The sequence below is a fragment of the Oerskovia sp. NPDC056781 genome (assembly GCF_042789955.1).
Taxonomy (GTDB): domain Bacteria; phylum Actinomycetota; class Actinomycetes; order Actinomycetales; family Cellulomonadaceae; genus Oerskovia; species Oerskovia rustica.
The window spans coordinates 1-11,926 of the sequence record NZ_JBHUAD010000123.1; the positions used below are offsets into that span (position 1 = coordinate 1).

At 73.9% G+C, this 11,926-nt stretch carries 11 protein-coding genes; 3 read left to right on the forward strand and 8 right to left on the reverse strand.

Going from position 1 to position 11,926, the window contains the following annotated elements; translation table 11 throughout:
- Window positions 1–23: 23 nt before the first annotated feature.
- The 3 genes from rpsO to ACFRCR_RS11730 form a co-directional block, all read right to left on the reverse strand.
- Window positions 24–293: a 30S ribosomal protein S15 gene (rpsO, locus tag ACFRCR_RS11720; RefSeq protein WP_030150575.1), complete on the reverse strand. Its 270-nt coding sequence runs from the start codon at window positions 291–293 to the stop codon at window positions 24–26.
- Window positions 294–490: 197 nt separating this feature from the next.
- Window positions 491–1,135, reverse strand: coding sequence for a LuxR C-terminal-related transcriptional regulator (locus ACFRCR_RS11725; RefSeq protein WP_377677717.1), 645 nt, complete (start codon window positions 1,133–1,135; stop codon window positions 491–493).
- Window positions 1,132–2,490: a sensor histidine kinase gene (locus ACFRCR_RS11730; protein ID WP_377677719.1), complete on the reverse strand. Its 1,359-nt coding sequence runs from the start codon at window positions 2,488–2,490 to the stop codon at window positions 1,132–1,134. Before ACFRCR_RS11730 ends, ACFRCR_RS11725 begins: the two co-directional genes overlap by 4 nt.
- A 174-nt stretch (window positions 2,491–2,664) precedes the next feature.
- On the opposite strand from ACFRCR_RS11730, the gene ACFRCR_RS11735 reads away from it, so the two are divergent.
- On the forward strand, window positions 2,665–3,774 hold the full coding sequence (locus ACFRCR_RS11735; protein WP_377677720.1) for an ABC transporter permease: 1,110 nt from the start codon (window positions 2,665–2,667) through the stop codon (window positions 3,772–3,774).
- An 89-nt stretch (window positions 3,775–3,863) separates the two neighbouring features.
- On the forward strand, window positions 3,864–4,586 hold the full coding sequence (locus ACFRCR_RS11740; protein WP_377677721.1) for an ABC transporter ATP-binding protein: 723 nt from the start codon (window positions 3,864–3,866) through the stop codon (window positions 4,584–4,586).
- A gap of 261 nt (window positions 4,587–4,847) precedes the next feature.
- Here the strand turns inward: ACFRCR_RS11740 and ACFRCR_RS11745 are convergent, their stop codons facing one another.
- The 5 genes from ACFRCR_RS11745 to ACFRCR_RS11765 form a co-directional block, all read right to left on the reverse strand.
- Window positions 4,848–6,530, reverse strand: a complete 1,683-nt coding sequence (locus tag ACFRCR_RS11745; protein WP_377677722.1) for a DUF6297 family protein — start codon at window positions 6,528–6,530, stop codon at window positions 4,848–4,850.
- A 10-nt stretch (window positions 6,531–6,540) separates the two neighbouring features.
- A complete protein-coding gene (locus ACFRCR_RS11750; RefSeq protein WP_377677724.1) occupies window positions 6,541–7,236 on the reverse strand; it encodes an ATP-binding cassette domain-containing protein in 696 nt (231 codons plus the stop codon).
- A gap of 2 nt (window positions 7,237–7,238) precedes the next feature.
- Entirely contained in the window at window positions 7,239–8,279 is a 1,041-nt protein-coding gene (locus tag ACFRCR_RS11755; RefSeq protein ID WP_377677726.1) for a bifunctional riboflavin kinase/FAD synthetase, read from the reverse strand.
- Window positions 8,280–8,428: 149 nt separating this feature from the next.
- Window positions 8,429–9,391, reverse strand: coding sequence for a tRNA pseudouridine(55) synthase TruB (gene truB, locus ACFRCR_RS11760; RefSeq protein WP_377677727.1), 963 nt, complete (start codon window positions 9,389–9,391; stop codon window positions 8,429–8,431).
- 53 nt (window positions 9,392–9,444) lie between these two features.
- The gene (locus ACFRCR_RS11765; protein WP_377677729.1) at window positions 9,445–10,113 is read right to left on the reverse strand and encodes a TetR/AcrR family transcriptional regulator; all 669 of its coding nucleotides are present in this window, start codon (window positions 10,111–10,113) and stop codon (window positions 9,445–9,447) included.
- A 77-nt stretch (window positions 10,114–10,190) separates the two neighbouring features.
- On the opposite strand from ACFRCR_RS11765, the gene ACFRCR_RS11770 reads away from it, so the two are divergent.
- Window positions 10,191–11,717 carry an MFS transporter gene (locus tag ACFRCR_RS11770; RefSeq protein WP_377677731.1) on the forward strand — a complete coding sequence of 509 codons (1,527 nt, stop codon included), beginning with the start codon at window positions 10,191–10,193 and terminating at the stop codon, window positions 11,715–11,717.
- Window positions 11,718–11,926: the final 209 nt, after the last annotated feature.

Here is an 11,926-nt window from a genome sequence, read left to right on the forward strand (position 1 = left end):
GGGCCGGGCTGAGTCAGGGGGTGTCAGCGACGCAGGCCGAGGCGCTCGATGAGGCTGCGGTAGCGGTTGATGTCGACCTTCTGCAGGTAGCCGAGGAGACGGCGACGCTGGCCGACGAGGAGCAGCAGGCCACGACGGCTGTGGTGGTCGTGCTTGTGCTCCTTGAGGTGCTCGGTCAGGTCCTTGATGCGCTGCGTCAGCATCGCGATCTGGACCTCGGGCGAACCGGTGTCGCCCTCGCTCGTGGCGTACTCGGTCATGATGCGCTGCTTGGTGGCAGTGTCGAGGGGCACGGCTCTCCTTGTGGTGTTCGTTGCGCGGCGCGCCAGGGCTTGATCCCTGGGCTCTTCGGCAGGCTTGCCAGCCTCCGCGGCCGTTCTGACGGCGCCCATAGTCTAGCAGGGTTGCCCGGGGCACGGCCCTGACCTCGCGCGACGGCGAGCCCGGTACCTGGACGAGCGTACCGGGACGCTCCGCGGTCGATCGGCGCTCACTCCCCCAGCAGCCCCCGCCTGCGCGCCTCGGCCACCGCGGCCGTGCGCGAGTCGACCCCGAGCTTCTCGTACACGTGGACCAGGTGGGACTTCACGGTCGCCTTCGACAGGAACAGCCGGCGCGCGACCTCGTCGTTCGAGCACCCCTGCGCCACGAGCCCGAGCACCTCGAGCTCGCGCAGCGACAACGAGACGCCCGGTGCCCGCATGCGCCCGAGCAGCCGTCGCTGCACGCTCGGCCCGAGCGCGACCTGCCCTGCCGCCGCCGCGCGGATCGCGGCGGTCAGCTCGTCGGTCGGCGCGTCCTTGAGGAGGTAGCCGGTGGCGCCGGCCTCGATCGCGGCGAGGATCTCCTGGTCGGAGTCGTAGGTCGTGAGGATCAGGACGGGCGGCCCACCCAGGCGCGTGACCTCGCGCGCGGCCTGCGCGCCGCCCATGCGCCCCTCGCCGAAGCGCAGGTCGAGCAGCACGACGTCGGCCTCGAGCCCGGCCCCGACCCGTCGGACGAGCTCCTCGGCCGTCGCGAGCTCGTCGACGACCTCCATGTCCCCCTCGGCGTCGACGACGGCCCGCAGGCCCGCGCGGACCACGGGGTGGTCGTCGGTCAGGACGACGCGGATGGTCGCCGGTCCCTGTGTCACCGAGTCTCCTGGGGGTCGAGCGGAAGGTGGACCGCGAGCGCCGTCCCGGCGCCCGGCTCGGTCTCGAGAGAGAACGTGCCGCCGAGCTCGGCGACGCGCGAGCGCATCGCGGTCAGGCCGAACCCTGAGCGGGGCGGGGACGTCGCCCCTCCTGTCGCGCCCTCGTCACGGTCCTCACGCCCGACGGCGGAGCCCCCGTCCGCGCCCGGGCGCGGTCCGGGGGGCGCGAGCGGGTCGAACCCACGACCGTCGTCGACCACGTCGAGCGCCACGGCGTCCCCGAGGAAGCTGAGCGTGACCGCGGCCCGCGTGGCCCCCGCGTGCTGGACGACGTTGGCGAGCGCCGACTGCGCGATCCGCAGCAGCGCGGTCTCGACGGGCACGGGCAGCGGACGAGGTTGCCCGGACACGTCGACGGTCACGCGCAGGTCGTCGCCCGAGGCCAGCGCCGTGCGCTCGGCGACGCGTTCGAGCGCCCCGACGAGGGTCGCCGACTCGAGGTCCGCCGGAGCGAGGTCGCGCACGAAGCGCCGGGCCTCGGCGAGGTTCTGCTGCGCGGCGACCCGTGACCGGGTGACGTAGCCGCGTGCGGTGCGCGCCGCCGTCGGGCCGGGGGCTCCCTCGGTGAACGCTCCCGGCTCCTCGACCTCCGCGAGCGCGGTGTCCGCGGCACGCAGCAGCAGCTCGATCGACGAGAAGCCCTGCGCGAGCGTGTCGTGGATCTCGCGCGCGAGGCGCTCGCGCTCGGTCGCGACCGCGGCCTCGCGCTCGGAGGCCGCGAGGTCCGCGCGGGTGCGGACCAGGTCGTCGATGAGCTCCTGGCGGCCCTGCGACTCGCGCACGATCGTCTCGAAGCCGAGGACGACGGCGATCGCGACGAGGCCGCCGAACGTCGGGCCGAGGATCGAGCCCACGAGCTGTTGCCCGCCCAGGATCGCTCCGCCGATCGCGCACGCCGTGGTCGCGGCCACGGCCACGATCCCGCGGCGCGGGCCGAGGACGTGCATCTCGAGGAACATGAGCGGGAACGCGATCCACAGCGCGACAGGGGTCAGGAGCAGCAGGAGCGCCCACCCCACGATCAGCGCCGCGATCCACGCTCCCGTGGGCCACCAGGCGCCGCGCGGGGCGTCGACCGCGGAGTCGCGCACGTTGATCCGCGAGCGCCCCACGCCGTAGACGGCCAGGAGCGCCAGGCCGCACGCGAGCGCTCCCCACGCCCCGGCGTCCAGTCCCCCGCTGCTCAGGGCCTCGGCCCAGCGGGAGCCGACCGCGAGCCCGACGAGGGCCACCAGGAGCACGTCGAGCGCGATCTGGAGCCCGCGGGCGGCGGAGATCACGGCGCGAGGCTTCACATCGCCACCCTAGCGACGCGGCGGGCGCGACGTGCCGCGCGCGATCCATCAAAAGGTTGATCCTCTGACCCACCTCGCGGCCACCGGAGACCGTCCACGGGCCCGATCCGCGCGAGGCGCCTCGGCGGGAGGCTGGACGCAGATCGATTCCACGCCAACCACCGGAGGCTCTTGATGTTCGTCGCGCTGCGCGACCTGCGCTTCGCCCGGGGACGCTTCGTCCTCATGTCCACCGTCATCGTCCTCATCACGTTCCTCGTGGGCTTCCTCGCCTCGCTGACCGCGGGACTGGCCCGCGCGAGCACGTCGGGCATCACCGACCTCCCCGTCGAGCGCCTCGCGTTCACCGTGACCGGGGATGCGAAGCCCTCCTTCACCGAGTCCCAGGTCGACGCCGCGCAGTGGGACGCGTTCGCCGCTGTGGACGGTGTCTCCTCGGCCGAACCTCTCGGGATCGCGACGACGCGCGCGTCGGTCACCGCAGGCGCCGACGGCGAGGCAGGCACCACCGCCGCCGTCACCGCGTTCGGCTCGCGCCCCGGCTCGGGCCTCGTGCCCGACGGCGCCGAGGCAGCCCCCGGGACCGTGCTGCTGTCGAGCGGCGCGGCCGACGACCTCGGCGCCCAGAAGGGCGACGAGGTCGCCCTGGGCTCGCTGACCCTGACCGTCGCAGGCGTGCTCGACACCCAGGCCGACTTCTCCCACACGCCCGTCGTCTGGATGGACCTGACCGACTGGCAGACCGTCGGAGCCCGCGGCGGCGGCGCGTCCGGTGACGAGGTCGCGACCGTCGTCGCCATCACCGGGGACCCCAGCGACTCCGCCCTCGCCGCGGCTGCGGACCACACCGGCACGGCAACCCTCACGCCCATGGCCGCGCGCGCCGCCGTCAGCTCGTTCTCCGCGGAGAACATGTCCCTCACGATGATGCAGGGCTTCCTGCTCGCGATCTCCGCCCTCGTCGTGGGCGCGTTCTTCACCGTGTGGACCATCAACCGGGCCGGCGACGTCGCGGTCCTCAAGGCGCTCGGCGCCTCCACCTCCTACCTGCTGCGCGACGCGATCGGCCAGGCGCTCGTCCTGCTCGTGCTCGGCGTCGGCATCGGGACCGCGCTCGCCGCCGGGGCCGGGGCCCTCGCAGCCCAGGTCATGCCCGTCGTCGTCTCCCCCGCCACGACCCTCCTGCCCGCCCTCATCCTCGTGGTCCTCGGGACGGTCGGCGCCGTCGCAGCGATCCTGCGGATCACGCGCATCGACCCGCACGCGGCGCTCGCGGCCCGCTGAGGCGTCGGCCCGCTCGCCGCTCCTGCGGCGGGGTTGGCGCTCGCGACCGCTCCCCCTTGCTCCTGAAAGCTGCTCCTGAAAGGCACACCATGAACCTCACCCTCGACCACGTCACCCTCGTCTACCCCGACGGCGAGTCGACCGTCACCGCGGTCGACGACGTCTCCCTGACCGTCCCCGCCGGGACCACGACCGCGGTGCTCGGCCCGTCGGGCTCGGGCAAGTCCTCGCTCCTCGCGGTGGCGGCGACCCTCACGACCCCGACGTCCGGGGAGGTGCGCATCGGCGACGACGTCGTCAACACCCCCGTCGGCGGGGCCGCTGCCGGGTCGGCCGTGTCCGCGGACGCAGCGCGGCTGCGGCGCGACCGGATCGGGATCGTCTTCCAGCAGCCGCAGCTCATCGCGTCGCTCACGGCGCTCGAGAACCTCGAGCTCATGAGCCACCTGCGCGGCGAGCGGCCTTCCGCGCACCGCGACCGGGCGCTCGAGCTGCTCGACGCCGTCGGGCTGCGCGACCAGGCCGCCAAGCGACCCGCCCAGCTCTCGGGCGGTCAGCGCCAGCGGGTCGCGATCGCCCGCGCCCTCATGAACCACCCCGAGGTCCTGCTCGTCGACGAGCCGACCTCGGCGCTCGACCACGATCGCGGCGTCCAGATCATCGAGCTCGTCACCCGGCTCACCCGGGAGACGGGCGCCGCGACCATCGTCGTGACCCACGACGAGGCCACGCTCGACACGGTCGACGCGCGCGTGCACCTGGCGGACGGGCGGCTCGTGGATGCAGAGAAGGCGACGTTGAGCACATCGTGATCCGAACCATTGCTCACTGCTCAGCAATGACCATTCGCGATAGACGTCGGAGCAGCGTCCGCCGCTCGGAGGGCAGATGCGCGAGGAGTGACCGGCTCATCGAGCAGCACACCGTAGGCGATGTCAATGCCACCAGCCAAGGCTTCGGTCTGGACGAGATCTTCAGTCTGGGCGTCCGTCTGGCAGTCGCGCAGCGCGCCAGGACCAGCCTCCCAATGCGGCCAGCGCGCCGCCGACCGCAAGGGGATCGCTGTACGCCGGTCAGCCCAGCAGCGGCTTGGCCCCCGTGGCCCGCACGTGCGAGGCCACGGCCAGCGCGATCCACACCGCGATCCCCTGGAACAGGATGAGGGTCAGGGTGGGCGCGCCCACGAGGAGGCAGATGCCGAGCGGGATCGCGCTGAGCACGGCGACGTCGGGCCCCTGGGCGATCATCGACGTCGCGCCGGTCGGCAGCGCACCCGCGGGGGTCGCCATGAGCGGGCCGGACCAGTTCGGCGGCTTGCGGTAGGCGCCGCGGATCGCTGCCGCGCCCATGCCGACCGCGACGACGACCACCAGGGCGAACCACAGCCACTCCCCCGTGCCCAGCACGAGCGGCACGACCCCCACCACGAGCGCGACGAGCGCGGTCAGCGACGGCACGACGCTCCGGGTGAGTCGCGCGTCGCGCGCGGAGAGCGGCATCATCGCGTCGAGCGCTGGCACCATCTCCGCCGTGCGCGCGCCTTCGGCACCGAGCTGGGCACCGCGGAACCCCGCGACGACGAGCAGTACGAACAGCCCGAACCCGCCCTCGAACGCGGGGACCTGCTGGGCGACGATCACGAGGGCCGTGAGCCCCACGAGCTGGGCGATCGCGGACGGGCTGCGCCGCAGGAGCGTGAGGTCGGCCGCGACGAGCGCGGTGACCGGCCCCCGGACGGTCGCGAAGCGCGAGGTCCTGCGCGCCCTGCCGCCGCGGGTCGAGCCTGCGCGGCTCAGCGCACGGCCGAGCTCGCGCGTGTCGAGCGACAGGATCGCGCCACCGGCCTGGTCCGCGACCGCGCTCTGCGTGCGCAGGACCTGGGCCCCGAGCGCCTCGAGCCGTCGCCACCACACGACCGCGAGGGCCAGCGCGCCCACTCCGACGACGACGATGACCCACGGCGGGACCGACACCTCGCGCAGGTCGCTCCACCCGGCGGCCACGAGCACGACCCCGGCGACCGGGACCGCGGCGATGAGCACGTCGCTCACCCGTGCGACCGTCGCGGCGACCCGGGTCCGCGGTTGGATGAGCCCGGCGAGCCCCACGAGCAGGAGTCCGGCGGCGGCGCCGAGGGCCGCGCTGCGCCCGGCCACACCGGGATCGGCACCGGACGCGAGCGCGACGGCCGCGAGCCCACCTGCCCCGACGACGACCGCGACCGCGACCCCGCGCCAGTACGACGGCGTGAGCAGGCCGCGCCGGTCGACGGGCATCGGGACCCACCAGCGCACGCCCGCGCTGCCCGTCCCGAGCGGTCCCAGCCGTACGGCCATGCCCGTCAGGAGGGCCAGGAGCGCGACCGACGCGAGGGCCTGGATCGTGGCGGCCGTCAGGACCGGCGCCCGCCCGTCGACAGGAGCGACGAAGATGGTCTCGCGCAGCACGTTCGCGGCACCGATCACGAAGCCGATGGAGATCGCGATCGACACCACGACGTAGGCGACGTTCCCCAGCAGCTCGCCGGGGCCCGCGTCGGCCCGCGACGCAGTGACACGTGCGGTGAGGCGGCGGATCTCCCGACCGGAGAACTCCTCCTCCGGGTCGGCGACGAGCAGCGGCAAGGGGGAGCGCTCGACCGCAGGTTCAGGTGTCACGGGTTCGCGCGGCGCGGCGTGCGTCGCATCACGCGCCCCGTGGGCGCCCTGCTTCGCGCCGCGCGGGCGCCTCTTGCCCCTGCCCTGCGCCGCGTTCATGGCCGGGTCCTCAACGGACCTGGGCGAGCGCGTCGAGCGCTGCCTGGTGCCCGAGGCGCACGCACTCGTCGTCGCCGACGAGCAGCCCGCGGGCCCCGGTGCGCTCGACGAGGTCGGGGTCGTGGGTCGCGAACACGACGGCGGCTCCGCGCCCGGCCTCCTCGACGAGGATCCGTGCGAGGTCGGCGCGCATGCCGGGGTCGAGGCGTTGCTCGGGCTCGTCGAGCACGAGGACCTCGCGGGGGCGGGCAAACCCTGCCGCGAGCAGGAGACGTCGGCGCTGCCCCGAGGACAGCTCGGTCGGCATGGCGCCCGACTGCTCGCTCAGGCCGAAGCGGTCGAGGAGCTGGTCGACGACCTCACCCGCCCCGGCGACGCCGTGACCGCGCGCTGTCAGGACGAGGTGCTCGCGGGCCGTGAGCCCGGGGAAGTAGGCGTCGTCGTCGAGGATCCCGACGACCTTGGCCCGGAAGTCGCGCTCGCGCTCGTCGACGTCCCGGCCGAACGCCAGCACCTTTCCGGACAGGGGCGCGAGGACGCCCAGGAGCGCGCGCAGGAGCGTCGACTTGCCGCTGCCGTTGGGACCGATGATCGCCCACAGCTCGCCCGGGCGGACCGCCAGGTCGACAGGCGCGCACACGGGCGCCTCGGCGTACCCGACACGCAGGGCTCGGGTCTCCAGGACGGGCTGCTTCGTGACCGACACGACTACTCCCCCGCCTCGGCCTGCGCCACGTCCAGGTCCGGCGCGGCTGCCCCCGCACCCGAGGCGAGGATCGCGCGGGCTCGCGCGACGTCGTCGTGCATGGTCTCCACGAGCGCGTCGATGCCGTCGAAGCGCAACGTGGGGCGCAGGTGCTCGACGAACTCCAGGACGACCTCCTCGTCGTACAGGTCGAGGTCGGTGCGGTCCAGGACGTAGGCCTCGACCCGGCGCTCGACGCCGTCGAACGTGGGGTTGGTGCCGATCGAGATGGCCGCGGGCAGCACGCCGTCGCAGTTCCCGGGCGCCGCCGCGAGGAGCTGGGGGCGGCGCAGCCAGCCCGCGTACACGCCGTCGGCCGGGACCATGCCGCTGATCGCGCCCAGGTTCGCGGTGGGGAAGCCGAGCTCCCGGCCGCGCGCGTCACCGTGGATCACGACGCCGCGCAGGCGGTGGTGGCGTCCGAGCAGCGCCGCGGCCTCGCGGACCTTGCCGTCCGTGAGCAGACCGCGGATCTCGGTCGAGGACCAGCGCCCGCTGGGCACGCCGGCGTCCACGGCGACCGACGCGACCGTCCCGACGTCGTCGATCGCGCGGACCTCGAAGCCGTGCGTCCGGCCGAGCTCGATCATGGTCGCGAGGTTGCCCGCGTTGTCGCGCCCGAAGCGCACGTCGTGACCCACGACGACCGTCCGGGCACCCAGTCCCTCGACGAGGTAGGTCCGCACGAACTCCTCGGGCGTCTGCTGCGCGAAGTCGAGCGTGTACTCGACGAGCAGCACCGCGTCGAGGCCCGTGGCCTCCAGCAGCTCCATGCGGTCGGCGATCCCGGTCAGGAGCTCGGGCGCCTGCTCGGGACGGTGGACCGTCGCGGGGTGCGGGTGGAACGTCACGGCCACGGCCTGGGAGCCGGACTCCCGGGCGAGGGACACGATGCGGCCGAGCACCTCGGCATGGCCGCGGTGGACGCCGTCGAAGTTGCCGATCGTCACGACCGACGGTCCGAATCCCGGCGGAACCTGGTCCAGGTCCGTCCACAGGTGCACGCGTACTCCTCGAGATGTGTGTGAGCCGGGTCCGCTCAGGAGGCCCGACGACGGCGCGCACCCACGGCGCGCCTGGTCAAGATTGCCACGACTCGGCCCCGTGTTCCCCATCGAACCGGCCTGCGGTCACCCGCTGTCCGCGCTCGTGCTCACGCCGGGGCGAAGACGATCACCGGCTTGGCCTTGTGCCTGCCCTCGCGCACCACGTTCTCGAGCAGCGCGACGAGGGAGCCGTCGTCACCGATCCCGGCCGTCGTGGCGTCCTGCGCGGACGGGTCGATCCACTTGCCGTAGGACAGCGCGGTGCGCTCCTCGGGCGACAGGTCGCGCGCCGGGAACGTCGCGCGGGCCGCGTCGGCGAGCGGGAGCGTCGCGAGGACGCCGTCGCGCTCGACCTGCGCCTCGAGCTCGTCGAGCGTCGAGGCGCCGTCGATCGCGTAGCCGCCCACGCGCGTGCGGCGCAGGGCGGTGAGGTGTCCCCCGACGCCGAGGCCCGCTCCCAGGTCGCGGGCGAGCGCCCGGATGTACGTCCCCGAGGAGCACACGACCGTGACGTCGACGTCGAGCGCGGGGACGTCGTCGGGCGCCACGGCCGGGACCGGCCGCACGTCGTGGACGTCGAAGCGCGAGATCGTCACGGGGCGGGGCCTGAGCTCGACCTGCTCGCCCGAGCGCACGAGCGCGTACGCGCGCTGCCCGTCGACCTTGATCGCCGACACCGAGCTCGGCACCTGCTCGATGGGACCGGTCAGGAGCGCGACGCCCGCGTCGATCGCCTCGCGGGTGACGGCCGAGGCGTCCGTGCGCGAGGTGGTCTCGCCCTCCGCGTCGTCCGTGGTCGTGGCGGCGCCCAGGCGGATCGTCGCGGTGTACTCCTTGTCCGCGCCCACGACGTACGTCAGGAGCTTGGTCGCGCGACCGATCCCCAGGACCAGGACGCCCGTCGCCATGGGGTCGAGCGTGCCCGCGTGACCGACCTTGCGGGTCCCCGCGAGCCGGCGCAGGCGACTCACGACGTCGTGGCTCGTGAGGCCCTGGGGCTTGTCGACGATCACGAGGCCGTCGGGGGCGGTGGGGCGGCGCTCGCGCACCGGCTTCTGGTCGTGCGTCATCGTTGGTCCTCGTGCTCGGGGTCGGGAGGGCGTGCGGGTGTGGCGCGGACGCGTCAGCGCCGGGAGGCCTCGGGCCGCGGCGTGGCCCCGCCTGCGCCCGGTGCGTCCTGGGCGGCCGGGTCGACCGCGGGCAGCGCGTCGCCGAACGCGCACAGCATGAGCTCGGCCAGGCGCGGGTCGTCGCCGAAGTGCTCGGGGGCGCCGATCGCGAGGAGCGTGTTGAGCAGCATGCCCTGGGCGAGGAAGTCGCGCGCCTGCTCGAGCGTGCCGCCCGTGCGGTCCTGGTAGATCTCGAAGATCTGGACGAAGATCTCGCGTGATCGCGCCCCGAAGACCGGGTCCGCGCCGGCCGCGAAGCCGTGCATCAGGACGAGCAGGAGGTTGCGGTCGCCCAGGAGGCGGACGTAGGCCGCACCGAGCTCGGCCGAGGCCTCAGGGCCGCGAGGCACCGCGGAGAAGGCCCCGACGATGCGCCTGCCGATGCGGTCGAACACCTCGGCGAAGAGCTCGTGCTTGGTGCCGAACATGCGCACGACGTAGGGCTGGGAGACTCCTGCGGCGCGGGCGACCTGGTCGGTGCTGGTCCCGGCGTAGCCGCCCGCGGCGAACACCGCGGTCGCCGCGTCGAGGATCTGCTCGCGTCGCTCGTCGCGCGACATGCGGCGCGTCGGCTCCCCCGCCTCGACGGACGGGGCCCGCTCGGAACTCGTGGCGCTCTCCATGTTGACAAGGTTATCAGTTGATAACTAGCGTCGGAATCGTAGTAATCATCCGATGCTTACCTGACCGAGGAGTTCTCATGTCCACGACCGCCCCGCCCGACCGGCCACCCACGGTCCACACCTCACGCGCCACCGACGCCGCCTCGACGGCCGGAGCCGGCACCACCCTCCCCGTGGGCCTCACCACGGCGATCGAGGACGCGAGAAACCCCGGTGCGCGCCGCCGTCGGCCCCTCGCGCTGATCCTGGTCGCAGCCTCGCTGCCCATGTTCATGGCCACGCTCGACAACCTCGTCGTCACCGGAGCCCTGCCCGTGATCGCCCGGGCGCTGCGTCCGAGCGTCGAGCAGCTCCAGTGGTTCGTCAACGCGTACACGCTCGCGTTCGCGACCCTCATGCTCGTCGCTGCCTCGCTCGGTGACCGGTTCGGGCGCCGACGCGTCTTCGTCGTCGGAATCGCCGTGTTCACGCTCGCGTCGGTCGCGTGCGCGCTCGCCGACACCCCCTCCGCGCTCATCGCGGCCCGCGCGGTCCAGGGTGCCGGCGCGGCCGCGATCATGCCGCTGTCCCTCGCCCTCATCGCCGACGCCGTGCCGCGCGCCAAGCGTGCGCTCGCGATCGGGATCTGGGGCGGCGTCTCGGGCCTGGGCGTCGCGCTCGGGCCGCTCGTGGGCGGCGCGGTCGTCGAGGGAATGAGCTGGGAGGCCATCTTCTGGATCAACGTGCCCGTCGCGCTCGTCGCGGTCCCGCTCGTGTTCGTCGCGCTGCGCGAGTCGTTCGGCCGCCCCGGACCGATCGACCTCATGGGCCTCGCGCTCGCCGGGACCGGGGTCTTCGCGGGGGTCTGGGGCATCGTCCGAGGCAACGAGGACGGCTGGACGTCCGCCGTCGTGCTCTCGCTGCTCGCCGGGTCCGTCCTCCTGCTCGCGGCCTTCGTCGCCTGGGAGCAGCGCGTCGCTCGCGTCGGCGGCTCGCCGCTGGTCCCCCTGCGCCTGTTCCGCTCGCGCAGCTTCGCGGTCGCGAACGTGTCCGGCTTCGCGTTCTCGCTCGGCATGTTCGGCGCGGTGTTCCTGCTCATCCAGTACTTCCAGATCGCCGAGGGCCTCTCCCCGCTCGAGGCAGGGGTCCGCACGCTCCCCTGGACGGCGGCCCCCATGCTCGTGGCCCCGCTCGCGGGCATGCTCGCGCCGCGCCTGGGCATCCGCACCCTGCTCGTGACGGGTCTGACCCTCCAGACCCTCGCGCTCACCTGGCTCGCGATCGTGTCCTCGGGCGCGACGTACGCCGAGCTCGTCCCCGCCTTCGTGCTCGCGGGCGTCGGCATGGGCCTGACGTTCGCGCCGAGCGCGACCGCCGTCCTCGTCGACATGGACGAGTCCGACAACGCGACCGCGAGCTCGACCAACTCGACCCTGCGCGAGGTGGGCGTGGCACTGGGCGTCGCGGTCCTGGTCGCGGTCTTCCAGGCCGCCGGCGGGGCCTTGACCCCGGACCTGTTCACGGAAGGCCTGCCTGCGGCGCTCTGGGTCGGCGCGGCGAGCGTGGGTCTGGGAGCGATCGCGGCGACGTTCCTCCCCCGCCGCTCCGCCCGCCCGACGACGTAGTACGCGGCCGGGCCACGTCCCCGGCGGCGGCCGGAACCCCATCGAGTGTGCAGTTCGGGTCGTCTCCTGCGCCCGACGACGACCACAACTGCACACTCGACGTGCGGCACCGCGGCGGACCGCTGCCCAGCCCCAGGGCGGCAGTATCCGTCGTGGTCCGGGTCCGGCGAGCGCCGGGTCCGCACAGCGGAACGGCCGGCCCCCTGAGG

What these genes read in the sequence shown, in the direction of transcription:
- ACFRCR_RS11735 (WP_377677720.1), top strand. Translation starts at nt 2,665, where the DNA reads ATGTTCGTCGCGCTGCGCGACCTGCGCTTCGCCCGGGGACGCTTCGTC.
- ACFRCR_RS11740 (WP_377677721.1), top strand. Translation starts at nt 3,864, where the DNA reads ATGAACCTCACCCTCGACCACGTCACCCTCGTCTACCCCGACGGCGAG.
- ACFRCR_RS11745 (WP_377677722.1), bottom strand. Translation starts at nt 6,530, where the DNA reads ATGAACGCGGCGCAGGGCAGGGGCAAGAGGCGCCCGCGCGGCGCGAAG.
- truB (WP_377677727.1), bottom strand. Translation starts at nt 9,391, where the DNA reads ATGACGCACGACCAGAAGCCGGTGCGCGAGCGCCGCCCCACCGCCCCC.
- ACFRCR_RS11765 (WP_377677729.1), bottom strand. Translation starts at nt 10,113, where the DNA reads ATGGAGAGCGCCACGAGTTCCGAGCGGGCCCCGTCCGTCGAGGCGGGG.
- ACFRCR_RS11770 (WP_377677731.1), top strand. Translation starts at nt 10,191, where the DNA reads ATGTCCACGACCGCCCCGCCCGACCGGCCACCCACGGTCCACACCTCA.